Source organism: Deinococcus sp. (genome assembly GCF_018260405.1).
Lineage (GTDB): Bacteria > Deinococcota > Deinococci > Deinococcales > Deinococcaceae > Deinococcus.
In genome coordinates, this window is sequence record NZ_JAGLBG010000061.1 from 1 (window position 1) to 15,639 (window position 15,639).

The window sequence follows — 15,639 nt, forward strand, 5'->3', positions numbered from 1 at the left end:
GCTCAACGCCGTGCAGGAGCTCGCTGCCGTCCTCGCCGCCCTGGGAGTGCGCGTAAGCGATCTCGAAGAGAACGCCGTCAGCAAAGACGACTTCTCCCGCCTCGAAGCCCGCGTCGAGCAGCTCTCGACCGCTGGTGGCGACGCCGAGACGCTTACCAAACTGCAAGGTCAGATCGATGATCTGACCGCCCGCGCCGGGGACTACGACACCCTGCGTGCCGAGGTGGACGACAACGCCAGCAGCATCGCGGCGCTGAATGACCTGACCGTGCTGCTGAACCAGGACATCCTGGACCTGCAAGACCGTGTGGGCGCCGTGGAAGTGGCGCAGACCAACTTCGTGCAGCGCAGCGACTTCGACAACCTGGCTGGCAAGGTCAGCGGGATCGATACGCGTGTCACGACGCTGGAAAAGGCTCCTAAGTTTAGCGTCACTGGCAGCCTCGAACCCAAGTACGGCAGCCTCACCCTCAATGGCGACAGCAAAGCAGGCAACTTTGATGTTGACCGTCTGACGAACAACACGTTCATTAGTGGCTACTTCAGTAACAACGACTACTGCCCCAAGCTGATTCCAACTGGCTTTGGAACAACCGTTGCCAAGCGTGGTAATGGCGGCGTGCGCTGCGTGGATACCAGCAACACGTACAACGGCTTCGGTTCGACCGTAACGGTCGGCGTCACCGGCGCCAAGGTGGCCAACGGAGCCATCACCATCAACTCCGCCAGCGCTGGCTTCACCGTGCATAACGGTAAGACGGTCGCTGACGCCACTCCTGCTACCGAAACCTACGTTGCCCTGTCGCAAGCCGCGGTCAATGGCAGCCTCGAAGGGGGCGTCAAGTTCTCGATGCGTTTCGATAACGGCAACGACTCGAACAGCAATTTCAAGTTCAACGACTACCTCTTCGCCAACGACAACGACGTGGATAATGCGGTCTACCGCCGTGGCGTAGTGGCGACCGTGGACGCCAGCAGCATCAGCCCCCTGGGGCCTAAGGTTACGGTTGTGTCGGGCGGTGCTTACCCCAAAACCTTCAGCAAGTCTGGTGTGACGAACACCTACCTGCCGGGTGGCACTGGTCCCCTGACCCCTATGCTCGGCGGGTACTTCGGCGTGCGCGCCTCGGTCAACCCGTACAACCTGGGCACCGTGGGTGTCAGCTACGCGCAGGGCAACGTCGCCAGCCCGCTGCCGCGCCGCGACGCCGCGAGCATCGACGCCGACCTCAAGTTCGGCCCCGCTACCCTGAAGGGCGCTTACGTGGCCAGCTACCAGACCCAAATCGTGCCTAACAGCAACCTCGACAATGCAGATAAGGCTGGTTACGTGCAATTCGGCGTGGACTACATGGGCCTGAAGGTCAATGCCAACTACCGCTACATCGACCCGGCCTTTGAAGCTGGCTATGCGGGCATGTCCAGCAACAACGCTGGCTTCTACAATGGTATGGGCAACTCCCCAAGCAATCCGCCCTTTGGCCCGAACGAAAATGGCTACGGCGCAGATGCCAGCTACGGCTTCGGGCCGGTCAAGCTCGGCGCTTACGTCAACAGCTTCAAGGCTATTACTCCTGTTCCTGCCACAAAGAGCAGCTATGTCGCCGACGAACGTCAGACCGCCTACGGCGTCAACGTTGGCGGCACCCTGGCCCGTGGCCTGAGCGCCGGAGTGTTCTTCAACGATGCCCAGATCGGCGACCAGCGCGTGACCGAACTGCTCGGCAACAACACTCCCCCGAACGGATACGACACCTTCAACAGCTATAAGCCCTTCAAGTACAGCAACGGCAGCAACTTCGGCGTCAATCTGCGTCACGATCCCAAGGCCACTGACGCGCTCGTCAAGGGTCTAGAAATTGACGCGACCTACGCGATGATTTACGACGACAATAACGCGGTCAAAGCCTACAAGTACAACGACTTCCAGGCCTACGCCAAGTATGACGCCCAGTTCGGTGTCCTGAAGCTGACGCCTTTTGCCCGTTTCCACTACTTCAACAACCCCAACGAAGGCATCGCCATCAACCGTGCAGGCACCGCTTACACCTATCAGGACGGCAGTCAGGGTCTGTACCAAGGCAATGCTACGACTGGCGGCTTAGCTCATGAGTCGTACAACTACACCACCTTTAAGGCGGGCCTCCAGGCTTCGACCGATGCGATGGATATCGTGACCAAGCCCAGCCTGTTCGGTGGCGTTTCGTACCGCAGCACCAACTTCAGCGATTATACGCCGACCACGGCAACGGGCAAGAACTCCTCGGAACTGCTCGCCAACGTGGGCGTGACCCTCAACGAGTTCCTGTTCCCCAGCAACAAGCTCAGCATCGGCTACTCGTACTACAAGGGCCAGAACCTACGTGACGACGGCTACATGACCGATCCTATGGTCAGCAACGCCAACAGCATGGACACGGCCAAGTACTACAGCCCCTACGACGCCACCACCGACCGCATCTTCCACACGCCCTACAACGGTGGCGCTTTCTGGGCCACCGGCCCCGGCAAAGTCAACGAGCAGCTTGACGGCGTATACGGTCAGTGGGAAGGTTGGGGCCTGCGTGCCGCGTACGGTGTCTTTAACTACACCAACAACAACACCGGTGCCAAGTCCACTGCCCAGGCCTTTAAGGTCTCGACCAAGATCGTCTTCTAAACCAGCCCCTCTACACCGCCGACTTTCCTAGCACAGCCCCCGGACACTGCCCCGCGCAGCCCTCCGGGGGTTGTGCTTTTGACGTTCTTCAGCAGCTAGGCGGCTCCCCTCCTGGGCAGAGCAGGGCCATTGACCACGCCTGGCTACCAGCCTAATCCCAAGGATACGAACTGCCGTCTGTTTCGTTGACCACCCGCATGGGCACCGGGTTGCCCGCTCTACGCCCGCAACCTGTCTCTCTGCTGCCTGCTGGGCGGCGCAGCTCTTACGAGTCTGCTCGGGTTGAAGGGCTTTGCAAATTGTTCAACCGGAGTCCGTATGACTTCATCAGGGCATCCGAATCAGGAGCCTTACGTGATGCCGGATAAGACCATGACAGACGCCTTTCAATCAGCAGGTCTGCGCATCAACCTATGACTCGTTGACTATGACATACCGCTCATGTTCAAAGACTGGATAACCGAAGTGCTCCCGCAGCTGCATACTGGCCTGATCCCATTGGCTCCGTCGTCCGGTATAAAGCGCGTAGGCTTCGTCCCTGGGGCGCAGTGGTAAGCCAGCTGCCTCTAGTTGGTTCCAGGCCCTTACGAAGGCGGCTAAACGCTCGGCGATTCCCTTGTCACCGTAATCCGCAGGGCTATGGTGAAACTTCTGTACCAGACCCAGAAAGTAGCTCTGTACCACGCGCTCGGTGCCTGCCGTGACCAGTCCCCCGGTCAGTGCCGGATACACTTCGGGCGACAGCAGGGTGCGGCACAGGGTCACCACTTCCAGCAGATCGGCGAGGGCCAGCGGCAAGGCACGCTCGTAGGGCATATGGAAAAAATGCAGCAGTGGGAACTCGTCATCGGCCTGCACCACCTGACTGAGCGCCGTGGTCGTGCTGGCCAGCCAGCTGCTCAACTCGGAAAGGCTATCGGTTGAAACAGCGAGGACCACGACATCAACAGGCGTCTGACCGTCTGACCGTCCGATAAAGCGGTGTATCTCGAATGCCAGGGCCGTCATCCGCTCAAGGGCGCTATAGACTGACGGTATATAGGTGATGGCAATAGTGATGAGAACAAACCCGCTGCCAGCGGCAGCTACCATAATCACCCGCGCCAGCCCTCCATTCGGAACGACGTCCCCGATACCCAGAGTCGAGATGCTATAGGCCGTGACGTAAAAAGCATTGAACCAGGGCGGAAACGCCGCCTTATCCCCGAGGCCTACCTCTAAGGCACCTGCATGCGGCAACAGCAGCAGCATATAACCGACCAGCAGCAAACCGCCCCACAGAATAATGGTCATGGGAATCAGCGTTGGCCCCAGTTGCGCGAGACGCCGCCGCGCCTGTGGGGTGCGGTGCCCGACCAGGCGATGCCAGACCCGCCAGCAGGAGCGGTGAAAACGCCGGGCCAGTGGGCCAGCCGGGCCGTACGGCACAAAGACCGTTGCGTGAACGTCCCAGACCAGAATAGCCAGAAGCAGGGTTCCCAGGGCGCTAAACAGCAGGTCGATTGTGTGCACATTTCACCTCATGCAGCCCCCGCCTCTGGCCCCGGAACGCGCTATGAGTCACCATATCCCAGACCACGGTGATTTGAAGTGCAGGCGGGGTATACGGCTAGACTTGGCTCTTAGGCCACAGGTCCCTGGCAGTCCAGTCAGCGCTGGTGAGTGCAGAGGCCGGGGTCTCCTACACGGCCTGATCCGTTGCCCAGCTTCCGCTCTGGCAACAGGCAGCCAAGCTGCTAAACTGACCCGCATGAGGCGCTCGACCCGACTTGGCTACTCAGCTAGCCGCTAAGATGAGTAAGGTCGCTACAGCCTGAATTCCACCCCCCGGCGGCACATTCATAGCGAGTGTGCCGCCCCCTTTTTGGAGTAATCATGAGCGAAATTCGTAGAAATGTCCCGGTAGACGAACAGATTCAACTGCTCAGGCGCGGCGTAGTTGATCTGGTGTCTGAAGAAGACCTGAGGCGCAAGATCGCGAAGGGCCAGCCGCTCCGCGTGAAACTGGGAGCTGACCCCACCCGGCCCGACCTGCACCTGGGACACGCCGTTATTCTGCGTAAGATGCGGCAATTTCAGGACCTAGGTCACAAGGTCATCATGCTGATCGGCGACTTTACCGCCACGATCGGCGACCCGACCGGCAAAAGCAAGACGCGCCCGCCCCTGTCGCTGGAAGAAGCCCGCGCCAACGCCGAAAGCTACCTGCAACAGTGCAGAACCATCCTGCGCAGCGAACCCGAGGTGCTGGAAATCCGGTACAACTCCGAGTGGCTGGAAAAACTGGGCTACAAGGACATCATCAGCCTGGCGGCCAAGTACACCGTGGCCCGCATCCTGGAGCGCGACGACTTTACCAAGCGCCTGAACGCCGGAACCCCCGTTTCTATGCATGAACTGCTGTATCCGCTGACCCAGGGCTACGACTCGGTAGCGCTGAACGCCGACGTGGAACTGGGCGGCACCGACCAGCTGTTTAACAATCTGGTGGGCCGCGCCCTGCAACGCGACTACGATCAGGAAGCCCAGGTGGTTATGACCCTGCCACTGCTGGTAGGCCTCGACGGCACCGAAAAGATGTCCAAGAGCCTGGACAACTACATTGGCCTGACCGAAGAGCCGCACCTGATGTTCGCCGGGCTGATGAAAGTGCCTGATCCCCTGCTGGGCAACTACTTGACACTGCTGACCGATCTGCCCAGCCAGCGAATCGGCGAATTGCTCGCCGGACATCCGGTGGCGGCCCACCGTGAGCTGGCCCGCGAGATCGTGGCCTCGTTTCACCCCGGCGCAGACCTCGACGCCGCCGAGGAACGCTTTCGCAGCGTCGCCAAGGGCGGCGTTCCCGAGAACGTGCCCAGCGTTCTAGTTCCGGCGTCCGAACTCGATAACAGCCTCGACAGCGAACGAATCAGCATGGCGAAACTGGTGGTGATGGCAGGCTTGGAACCCAGCAACGGCGCCGCCCGCAAGTTGATCCAGAATAGGGGCCTCAAGCTTAACGGCGAAACCTTCAGCGATCCGCAGGGCATCATGACGCGTGAGCAACTGGCGGCCAATCCGGTTATTCAGAAGGGCAAAGACAAGTTTGTCAGGCTGCTGCTCGAACCTTGACCGCGTTCAATCTTGTGCAAGAGGTCTGAGTGCTGTCTTGAGTACCAACTGCTGCGAAAGACCAAAGTTATACACAGGCCATGCACCACTGTCGACCGTCGGCGCAACACCGTCTGGGTAGCCAAAAGACCCAAAAGTGGCAAAACTTATCCACAGGCCGAGTCCCTAAAAACGCTGTGCCTGTGGATAAAAGACCTGACCAGGACATTACATTGCAGCCACAGGCGGCCTGTGGATTGACCTTGAGCTGATACAGCTTCCACTGAACTCCCTACCGAAAACCCGCCCAGCGGCGAACCGAAGGGGCGGGTCAAGGAGCAAAAGTAGCGTTACAGACGGTCACTCATATCGCCGTCACGCAGGCGTTCCACGCGCAGCATGTTAGTGGTGCCGCGCACCCCGAACGGCACGCCCGCCGTGATCACGTAGCGGTCACCCAGGTCGGCCAGACCACTGCGAATCAGGTCATCGTTGGCGATGCGTACCATGTCGTCGGTGTCGTGGGGGTCTTCGCTGAGCATAGGCACCACGCCCCAGCTCAGGGCCAGCTGGTTGCGGGTCACCTCGTTGGGGGTCAGCGCCAGAATCGCCATGTGTGGGCGGTACTTGGTAATGCGGGTCGCCGCGCCGCCAGTGCTGGTAAAAGTCACGATGGCCGGGGCGTCCAGCTTTTCACCGATGCTGCACGCCGCAAACGCGATCGAGTCCTGGGCCTGCTCGGTGTCGACCTCGATCTGCTGCTGCATCCGGCGGTAAGACTCACTGGCCTCCACTTCACGGGCAATCCGGTCCATCATCTCGACCGACTCGACAGGGTACAGGCCCGAGGCCGATTCCGCCGAGAGCATCACCGCGTCGGTGCCATCGTAAATGGCGTTCGCCACGTCACTGGCCTCGGCGCGGGTGGGGCGCGGCAGGCTGATCATGCTTTCGAGCATCTGGGTCGCCGTAATCACAGGCTTCCCTGCCTGACGGCACATGCTGATGATCTTCTTCTGAATAGTCGGCACCTGCTCAGGGCGCATCTCCACGCCCAGGTCGCCGCGCGCCACCATAATGCCGTCGACTTCCTTAAGGATGTCCTCGAACCGGTCCACGGCCTGCGGCTTTTCAATTTTTGCCATCAATTTGGCGCGGCTGCCGAAGCGGGCCAGATAGTGCCGCGCCAGCAACAGGTCATCCCGGCTGCGTACGAAGCTCAGGGCCACCCAGTCCACGCCCAGGGACGCGCCGAATTCCATGTCCGACACGTCCTTATCCGAGAGTGCAGGCACCGAGAGGTCAGCCTCGGGCACATTGATCCCCTTATTGTTTTTCAGCACGCCGCCGATCACTACCCGGGTCAACACATCGTTGCCTCTTACCCCCTCGACCCGCAGCGACATATTGCCGTCGTCGAGCAGCAGCACCATACCGGGGTGAACGTCTCCGATCAGGCCCTTGTAGGTCGTACCGACGCGCTGAGCGTCCCCCTCGATATCATCCATCGTGATGATGAAATGATCGCCGGGGCTGAGGCTCACTGCGCCCTCGCCAAAGCGCCCCACGCGAATTTTCGGCCCCTGCAAATCTTGCAGGACACCAATGGTCACCCCTTTTTGCGAGGCCAGCTCACGTACCAGCTGAAAAGTCTGGCGGTGATCATCCTGACTGCCGTGGCTGAAATTCATACGCACCACGTTCATGCCAGCGTCGATCAGGCGGCTAAGGGTCTGCGGGTCACGGCTGGCAGGGCCGATGGTGGCAACGATTTTAGTGGCACGGTCAAAATGTTTCATGGATATCCTCTTTTCTTGCTTTTGGAATCACTTCCAGGGCAACGACAAAACAGGGGCCGTGAGCCATGAGGGTTTGACCCCTGACTCATGGCCGGTGTCCACTACCTCAGCGCAGCGCCTTACGGCCCGGATACACGGCGCGGTCACCGAGTTGGTCTTCGATCCGCAGCAATTGGTTGTACTTGGCAATGCGGTCCGAGCGGCTGGCGCTGCCGGTCTTAATCTGCCCAGCATTGGTCGCTACGGCGAGGTCGGCGATAAAAGCGTCCTCGGATTCGCCGGAGCGGTGGCTGATGATAGTGCCGTAATGATGGCGCTTGGCAAGTTCGATGGCGTCCATGCTCTCGGTCAGGCTGCCAATCTGGTTTACCTTCACCAGAATCGCATTGCCCACTTTGGTATCGATGCCGCGCTGAAGACGCTCGGGGTTGGTCACGAACAGGTCGTCGCCCACCAGTTGAACCCTGTCGCCCAGTTTAGCTGTCAGCTGCGCCCAGCCGTCCCAGTCGTCCTCGGCCAGTCCGTCCTCGATGCTCACGATGGGGTAACGGCTGCTCCAGTCGGCCCAAAAGTCAATCATCTCGGCGGTAGACAGCACTTTGCCCTCAGATTCGAGGTGGTACTTGCCGTCCTTATACAGCTCGGTAACGGCGGGATCCAGCGCGATGCAGATGTCTTTGCCCGGCTCGTAGCCCGCCTTCTGGATGGCTTCCATCAGCACTTCGAGGGCTTCCTCGTTGGATTTAAGGTCGGGAGCAAAGCCGCCCTCGTCGCCCACGTTGGTGTTCAGGCCACGGTCACTCAGCACTTTCTTGAGGGTGTGGAAAGTCTCGGCACCGTAGCGCAGCGCCTCGCGGAAGGTCGGTGCGCCCACCGGCATGACCATGAATTCCTGAAAGTCCACGCTATTGTCGGCGTGCGCCCCACCGTTGATGACGTTCATCATGGGCACGGGCAGGGTCTTGGCGTTGCTGCCGCCGAGGTAGCGGTACAGCGGAATGTTCAGCTCCTCGGCGGCAGCGCGGGCAGCAGCCAGGCTTACGGCCAGAATCGCGTTGCCGCCCATCTTGCCCTTGTTGGAAGTGCCGTCCACGTCCATCAGGGCCTTGTCGAGCGCCGCCTGATCGCTGGCGTCCATGCCGACCACGGCTGGCCCCAGAGCCTCGTTCACGTTGCCCACGGCCTTCTGCACGCCCTTGCCGCCGTAACGGCCCTTATCGCCATCGCGCAGTTCCAGCGTCTCGTGCGCGCCAGTGCTGGCCCCGCTGGGCACGATGGCGCGGCCCATGTAGCCACTGTCGAGGTGTACTTCGGCTTCTACGGTAGGGTTTCCACGCGAGTCCAGCACTTCACGGGCAATCACTTTTTCGATGTTCATGGCGTTCCTCCCAGTAATCGGCCCCTCACTCAACCGCGAGCGAAGGTGTATCAGAGACACTATACCCGCCGAGTGTCAGGAAACGGTGCGGAGTGGCCTGAGTTCAAAATCAGAGTTATCCACAGATTTTATCCACAGGCAAAACACCTGTGGATAATTTTGTTTTGAGCAGATAAAAAATGAGCTTCGGGACAAAACCTTGGGACGGTCAAACCCAGTAGTGGCCTGTACTGCCCCAAAAAGGCCCCTTAAACACGTAGCGTGACCATCACCGCCATATAGCCACCTCCACCGCTGGCGCGGAAGATAGCGGGGCTGGTAGAGCCACTGAACAGCAGCTCGGCTTCTCCCTCAATTGGCCCTAGGGCGTCCATGACATGCCGGGCGTTGAAAGCCAGGCTCATTGCGGGCTCGCTGCCACCCTGCACCACGTCCAGCGTGTCCTGGGCGCGGCCATAATCCCCCTCGGCCGCCAGCCGCAACTTGCCTTCCGAGACCAGAAACTCGACCCGGTTGTTGGCGTTTTTGTCGGCCAGTACGGCGACGCGGTTCACGGCTTCCTTGAGTGCCGTGGCAGGCAGTGTCACCTGCAACTTGATGTCTTTGGGAATCACCCGCTCGTAATCGGGGAAATCGCCGTCCAGCAGTTTAAGGTTCATGCGGACACGGTCTGTCGTAACCGTCAGCATGCCCTCGCCGTAGGTAAACCGGGCCTCGCCGTCACGCAGGACCCGGATCAGTTCATCTACGCTCCGGGCCGGAATAATCAGGTTTTTGCCGTCGCCATTGGCCGGGAAATCACGAATGGCAACCCGGTAGCCGTCCGAGGCCACCACGCGGGCCTGTTGACCGTGGTGCTCGAGCTTAATCCCCCGGAAGACCGCCTGAAAAGCCTCGTTGCTGGCGGCGTAACGCACACTGGAAAAAGAACGGGACAGCTCCTCGGCATTCAGGCTGACGTCGGCGGCGACCGGGAAACTCAGGGGCGGATAAGCTTCGAGATCACCAGTTTGCAGTTTGAAATCTGACCCGCCAGAGCGCACCGATAGCTCTTTGCCCGTGATTTCTAATTCGACCAGTTCGCCACCCAGGTTACGAACGATCTGAGCAAACAGGTGAGCAGGAACCACGAAGTTTTGCGGCTCCTGAACCTCGGCAGGCACAAAACACGACAGGTCGATTTCGAGGTTCGTGCCGCTTAGGGTTAGTCCGGCTTCGGAAGATTCGACTTTCAGTGCCGTCAGGAGCGGATTGCTGCTTCGGCTGGGAATCACTCGTTCCAGCAGACCGAGTCCTTCACTCAGGGTTTTTTTGGTCACATTTGCTCTCATGCTGTTTTCGCCTCGCTTCTCTTTTTTCTTTTTAGGATGTTTTGGAGAACTGGGGTTGACGATCGCCTGAAACCCTATCTGTTAACTGTATCTATTTAACCTATAAAAATAGTAGTAGTAGTAGTAGGACCTGTGGATACTGTGGATAAGTGGCTTGCACACCCACTAGGCGCTGAAAATTTATCCACAGGGGGCCTGTGGATAACCCTCAAAACCTGTGGATATCCTGTGGATAACTAGGCCACTTATCCACAGGGTCTGCAACCTGTGGATAAGTGGCCTAGTTATCCACAATTTTATCCACAGAAAAAGGACACTTATCCACAGGTTTTCGGAGTTATCCACAATTTTATCCACAGGAGTCAGGTTACAATTGGCTGTTTTTGGAACGCACTTTTGGAACGTTTCTGTTTTTGGCTTATAATTGTGAGTCTAGTTGTGTTGGTTTTCTTCATCGTCCAGCCCTTCCATCTTGCGTTTGATGATGCTGACCGCCTGGGTAATCTCTGGGTCTTTGCCGACCTGTTCCGTGACCTTACTGATGCCGTGCATAACCGTGGAATGGTCACGTCCGAAAAACTGCCCGATTTCCGGGAGCGAGTGGCTTGTCAGGTCGCGGATCAGGTACTGGGCCACCTGGCGCGGCAGCACTACCTCACGCACGCGCCCGCTGCCGCGAATAACTTCCGGGGGCATGTTGTAATGGGCCGCCACCTGCCGCAACACGTCCATCATTTCGATCTTGATTTCCTGGGGTGTAAACACGTTGCTCAGGGCTTTGGCGGCTGTGGCACGGTTAAACGGCACATTGTTCAAGCTGGCAAAGGCCACCACCCGCATCAGTGCGCCTTCCAGCTCACGGATGTTGCTGGTCACCTGCCGGGCGATCAGTTCCAGCACTTCCTGCGGGATATTAATGCGGTTGTGTTCGGCATTCATCTTCAGAATGGCCACCCGCGTTTCGTATTCCGGCGACTGGATATCGGTGATGAGGCCCCATTCGAAGCGGCTGCGGAGCCTGCCTTCTAGGGTCTGAATTTCGCGGGGCGGTCGGTCGGAACTCAGGATGATCTGCTTATGGTTTTCGTACAGTGCATTAAAGGTATGAAAGAACTCCTCCTGGGTGCGTTCCTTGCCTGCCACAAACTGAATATCATCGACCAGCAAGAGGTCTACGCTGCGGTAGCGGTTACGAAACTGGGTGGTCTTGTCCTCGCGGATAGAAGTGATGAGTTCGTTGGTAAACGTTTCAGTAGACACGTACTCGATGCGCTTTTCGGGAAAGCGTTCGGAAATGTAGTGGCCTACCGCGTGCATCAGGTGGGTCTTGCCCAGGCCCACATCGCCGTATAAAAAGAGCGGGTTGTACGCCTTGCCCGGCGACTCGGCCACTGCTAAGGCCGCCGCGTGGGCCAGATTGTTGTTCGGGCCGACCACAAAGTTTTCGAAGGTGTACTTGGGATTCAAGATCTTGCGCAGTTCATCGTTTGAAATCGGCCCCGCACCCTGGGTCAGTCCCGGGGCACGCGGTCTAGGAGTGGGAGGGGGAGGCGGGTCGGTCGCCAGCAAAAGGGCGTCTTGCGCAGCAGGCAGCACCTGAAAAGTAATCTGCGGCTGCTCAGCCCCCAGCGAACGCAGCGCGTCTTCAAGGAGTTCAAGGTAATGCTTGCGAAACCACTCCTGGGCAAAGGAATTGCGTACACCGAGCACCAGTGAGCCGTCATGCACGCCAAGATTCTTGACCGGTTCGAGCCAAGTCTTGTATTCGACTTCCGAAACATTTTTGCGGACGTAAGCCAGCACGTCCGCCCAGATTTCCTGCGAGATAACCGGCACCTCCTTTGTCCTGCTGATACGCACTGCGCTGAACTCTGGCACACCTGGAAAAAAACCACATACGCCTGTGCCAGGCAGCTCTGCGAGTCCATACCGCGAAACCCGTATCTTTTCCTACTCGCCTCTGCCCAGATTGAATCTAAAACGGCCCGGTTCAATCGGCAGTTCGTATAAGTAGACGGGTCAGGATAGCACTGCCCTCAGGCCGCACTCAGTACACAGGGAAACCTGGACTGCGTGGACGCTCTGCCCCAAGCGGTCTTGGCCGCGCCTTTGCCTGGGCGCACAATAGGGGCATGAAAGTCCGGTTGACCTCACGCGGTCTGCGTGTCCGTATCGATGATCTGGAACTGGCTGCCCTGCAACGCGGCGAGGTGCTGACGGTGGCGTCTAGCTGGGAAGGTGGGGGCTGGTCTCTGTCGCTTGATCCCCGGCAAGACACCCTTACTGGGGAGGCTGGGGCGCTCCGGGTGGGCGTAAGCGGAGTGCTGGGCATACTGGCTGACCCACAGCGCGAAGGCGTTACCCTGACCGGGCCGCCGCAGATCACTGTGGAAAAAGAGTTCGGGCCGCCGCACGCCTGAGCGTGGTCAGCGCCTTGCCCAGCGTCCGCCCACTTCTTCAGCCAGGCCCATAAGTTGCAGCATGACCAGGGCCGTTTGAAGTTCCGGCAAGGCCAGGGCTGTGGCAGCTTGCAGATCATCCAAAGTGGTGGGGAACGCTAGCGCCCGGAGCACCTTCTCCTGTTCGGGGGGGAGCTCGGGAAGTGGCTGGGCCGGGGCGGTGCCCCAGTGCAACTCGTCAAGGATGTCCTGGGCACTTTCGGTCAGCACCGCGCCCTCGCGCAGCAGTTTATGCGGCCCGGCGGCGCGGGGGTCTCCGGCCCGGCCCGGAACAGCGAATACCGTGCGGCCACAGTCCAGGGCGTGAGTGGCGGTAATCATGCTGCCCGACTTTCTCTCGCCTTCGGCAATAACGACCCCCGCGCTAAGGGCCGCGATCAGGCGGTTACGGGTCGGAAAATGGTGCTGCGCGGGGCCGGTGCCAAGCGGGTATTCGCTGACCAGCGTGAGGCGGCGGGCCAGCGGCGCATTTTCGCTAGGATAGATCTGATCTACCGCGCTGCCCAGAATGCCGATGCTCAGGCCCCCCGCGTCTACGGCGGCGGTGTGGGCGGCGGTGTCGATGCCCCGCGCCAGTCCACTGACAACCATAACCCCGGCCCGCGCCAGATCCGCCGCGATGGTGCGCGAGAGGCTCAGGGCATGCGGGCTGGCTGCCCTGGTGCCCACCATGCCGATGCTGCGCGGCACGACCGCCAGTTCGGGCCACTCGCCCAGCACCCACAAGACCGGGGGCGGGTCGCCCAGACTTTCGAGCGCCGCCGGATAACCGGGCAGGCCGCGCCCCAACAGGGTGACGCCCCGGTGCCGACACTTTTCTAGCTCGGCCTGAGCCTGTTCGGCGGCCCTGGGGGTACCGATGGCCGCCACACTTTTGCTGTCCAGGCCCGGCACTTCGCGCAACTGGCCCAGGTTGGCGGCCAGTGCCGCAGCGGCGCTCCCGAAATGTCGGCGCAGGCTTTCGATTCGCCGTGGCCCCAGCTGGGGGGTCAGGCGCAGGGTCAGCAATGCCAGAAGTTCAGTCGTCGTTGGCTGGGCCGGAGAAGTCACTTCCTCAGCTTAAAAGGCCGCACATCACCGGAATCTTATACGGACTTCCGTCTGTTTCGTTGACCAGCCGCCAGGACGCCGGGTTGTCAGCTTCACGCCCGGAATCCGTATAAGTAGCTGGCGGGTGATGATGGCGTCATCGCCCCGAGCGGAGCCAGGAGCTACTGACAACCGTCCGAAACCATTGTTCAGGGGGCCGCGTTGTCTGGTGCGGCTCGCTCCTGGGGGTCGTCGTCGCCCAGCGCTGCACCGGGGATGGTTAGCAAGAACTGTGCCCCGCCCGCCGGGTGGTTTCCGCCGCTCAGGTTGCCGCCGTGCATCAGCGCAATCTGGCGCGACACGCTTAGGCCCAGGCCGCTGCTGCCCGCGCCGCTCACGAAAGGGTCAAAAATCTGTTCTCCCAACTCGGGGGGCAGGCCGGGGCCGTCGTCCCTGACCTCGAAGGTCAGCCACTCGGGAGTCTCAGTCAGCTTGATGCTGACGTGTCCGCTGGGGCCAGCCGCCCGCCGCGCGTTGGCCAGCAGATTTCGCAGGGCCTGCGTCAGGCGGTCCGGGTCGCACAAGACGCCGCTGCTCCAGTGGCCGGTAAAATCGGTGCCGGGCACCAACCGGTCCAGCCGTCCCTGTAGGGTCGTGGCCGGAATGTAGTGCCAGACCAGCCTCATTTCCAGTTCGCCCCGCGCCAGCTGCATGAGGTCCTGGGTAGTGAAATTCAGTTCGTCGGCCACCAGAGAGGCGCGTAGCACTTCCGGGTCGCCGGTGCGTTCGCCTGCGCGGGCCAGCGACGCTTTGAGCACAGTCAGCGGCGCACCCAACTCGTGCACGATCTGGCCCAGCAGCTGCTTTTCGCGTTGTTGCCCGGCCTCGATTCTCACCAGCAGGCGATTGATGGCGGCCAGCAGGCGGTGAACTTCATCCTCGCGTTCGGGCCGCGGCAGAGTCGCCAGACTGCGGGTTGGGTCGATTCGGTCGGCCAGGTCAGCGGCCTGCCCCAGTCCCGCCAGTGCCCGTTTGCCCACCAGCCAACCCAGCAGCAGCATCAGGAGCGGTGTGAGGGTCAGGGCCAGGGCCAGGGTCCGGGCGGCGCTGTAGCGGGCCGTGACCAGATCGTCTTCGGGCAGCGCCACCCAGACGGTGCCGAAGTCTCCGGCAGAGCGGATGGTCGAGCGCATTGGGGCGGCCTGGATACTGAAATGAGTCTGGTTCAGGTAAGGAAAAGGGTCGCCGGATTTAAGGTGCGGCCCTGGCCCGTTGCTTTGCAGCGCGTGACTGATGCTGATGAGCTTACCGTCTTGCCCGATCAGCGCCGTATATCCGCTGATTGGCGGTAGCTTTTTGCCCAGGTTGCTGCTCAAGTTGGTATAGGCCTCGGCCACAGCGTCGGCGCGGTCTGTCAGGCGGCGGTCGAACTGGCGATCCATCTGACCCAGCAGATAAATGGTCATGCCCAGTGTAGTGATGGTCATCAGTGCTAGGGCAGTCAGGCTATACATCAGCGCCAGCCGGAAGCGCAGGCTGTGCCGCCAGGCCACCCGCGCCGAATAGAGGCCCGCGCCCGGCGACAGGGGCAAGGAAGTCCGGGTGCTGGGCGCGTCCGGGCTGCGGGTACGCTTTCCTGACGGACTCATAGCCTGAGTCTAAGGCTGCCCGGCAGCTAAGCGCTGCATTCTCAAGTCCGGCTCAATAGACCTCTTGCGAAAGTGGGGGTCGGGCCGCCCCCAATCTCCGCTTGCACCGAGCCGGGCCAGTAGGAGCAAACCTAATCAGAATCACTGGGCGACTTTTGCAAGAGGTCTAAGAGGCTGTCTGAGGCCCATATCGTCGGAGTATCCATGCTGCCCTCTTCATCAGGCGCACAATCGCTGGAGCA

The 15,639-nt window shown here is 60.4% G+C and carries 10 protein-coding genes; 3 read left to right on the plus strand and 7 right to left on the minus strand.

Features of this window, described 5'->3' with window-relative positions:
* Window positions 1-2,659: S-layer protein (locus tag QZ269_RS08755; RefSeq protein WP_291426332.1), on the plus strand; the 2,659-nt coding region annotated here is incomplete at its 5' end.
* A 411-nt stretch (window positions 2,660-3,070) separates the two neighbouring features.
* On the opposite strand, the gene QZ269_RS08760 is transcribed toward QZ269_RS08755, so the two are convergent.
* Window positions 3,071-4,171 carry a potassium channel family protein gene (locus QZ269_RS08760; RefSeq protein WP_291426333.1) on the minus strand — a complete coding sequence of 367 codons (1,101 nt, stop codon included), beginning with the start codon at window positions 4,169-4,171 and terminating at the stop codon, window positions 3,071-3,073.
* A 363-nt stretch (window positions 4,172-4,534) separates the two neighbouring features.
* On the opposite strand from QZ269_RS08760, the gene tyrS reads away from it, so the two are divergent.
* Window positions 4,535-5,773, plus strand: coding sequence for a tyrosine--tRNA ligase (gene tyrS / locus QZ269_RS08765; RefSeq protein WP_291426334.1), 1,239 nt, complete (start codon window positions 4,535-4,537; stop codon window positions 5,771-5,773).
* A 329-nt stretch (window positions 5,774-6,102) separates the two neighbouring features.
* On the opposite strand, the gene pyk is transcribed toward tyrS, so the two are convergent.
* The 4 genes from pyk to dnaA form a co-directional block, all read right to left on the minus strand.
* A complete protein-coding gene (gene pyk, locus QZ269_RS08770; protein WP_291426335.1) occupies window positions 6,103-7,551 on the minus strand; it encodes a pyruvate kinase in 1,449 nt (482 codons plus the stop codon).
* 106 nt (window positions 7,552-7,657) lie between these two features.
* Window positions 7,658-8,929, minus strand: coding sequence for a phosphopyruvate hydratase (eno, locus tag QZ269_RS08775; RefSeq protein WP_291426336.1), 1,272 nt, complete (start codon window positions 8,927-8,929; stop codon window positions 7,658-7,660).
* A 248-nt stretch (window positions 8,930-9,177) separates the two neighbouring features.
* On the minus strand, window positions 9,178-10,260 hold the full coding sequence (dnaN, locus tag QZ269_RS08780; RefSeq protein WP_291426337.1) for a DNA polymerase III subunit beta: 1,083 nt from the start codon (window positions 10,258-10,260) through the stop codon (window positions 9,178-9,180).
* A gap of 432 nt (window positions 10,261-10,692) precedes the next feature.
* On the minus strand, window positions 10,693-12,087 hold the full coding sequence (gene dnaA, locus QZ269_RS08785) for a chromosomal replication initiator protein DnaA (protein ID WP_291426341.1): 1,395 nt from the start codon (window positions 12,085-12,087) through the stop codon (window positions 10,693-10,695).
* A gap of 305 nt (window positions 12,088-12,392) precedes the next feature.
* Here dnaA and QZ269_RS08790 point away from each other — a divergent pair, with 305 nt between their 5' ends.
* Window positions 12,393-12,680 (plus strand): hypothetical protein, encoded by a 288-nt coding sequence (locus QZ269_RS08790; RefSeq protein WP_291426338.1) that lies wholly within the window; start codon window positions 12,393-12,395, stop codon window positions 12,678-12,680.
* A gap of 6 nt (window positions 12,681-12,686) precedes the next feature.
* Here QZ269_RS08790 and dprA read toward each other — a convergent pair whose 3' ends face one another.
* Entirely contained in the window at window positions 12,687-13,769 is a 1,083-nt protein-coding gene (gene dprA, locus QZ269_RS08795) for a DNA-processing protein DprA (RefSeq protein WP_291426339.1), read from the minus strand.
* Window positions 13,770-13,957: 188 nt separating this feature from the next.
* Window positions 13,958-15,397, minus strand: coding sequence for a sensor histidine kinase KdpD (locus tag QZ269_RS08800; protein WP_291426340.1), 1,440 nt, complete (start codon window positions 15,395-15,397; stop codon window positions 13,958-13,960).
* Window positions 15,398-15,639: the final 242 nt, after the last annotated feature.

What these genes read in the sequence shown, in the direction of transcription:
- tyrS (WP_291426334.1), top strand. Translation starts at nt 4,535, where the DNA reads ATGAGCGAAATTCGTAGAAATGTCCCGGTAGACGAACAGATTCAACTG.
- pyk (WP_291426335.1), bottom strand. Translation starts at nt 7,551, where the DNA reads ATGAAACATTTTGACCGTGCCACTAAAATCGTTGCCACCATCGGCCCT.
- eno (WP_291426336.1), bottom strand. Translation starts at nt 8,929, where the DNA reads ATGAACATCGAAAAAGTGATTGCCCGTGAAGTGCTGGACTCGCGTGGA.
- dnaN (WP_291426337.1), bottom strand. Translation starts at nt 10,260, where the DNA reads ATGAGAGCAAATGTGACCAAAAAAACCCTGAGTGAAGGACTCGGTCTG.
- QZ269_RS08790 (WP_291426338.1), top strand. Translation starts at nt 12,393, where the DNA reads ATGAAAGTCCGGTTGACCTCACGCGGTCTGCGTGTCCGTATCGATGAT.
- QZ269_RS08800 (WP_291426340.1), bottom strand. Translation starts at nt 15,397, where the DNA reads ATGAGTCCGTCAGGAAAGCGTACCCGCAGCCCGGACGCGCCCAGCACC.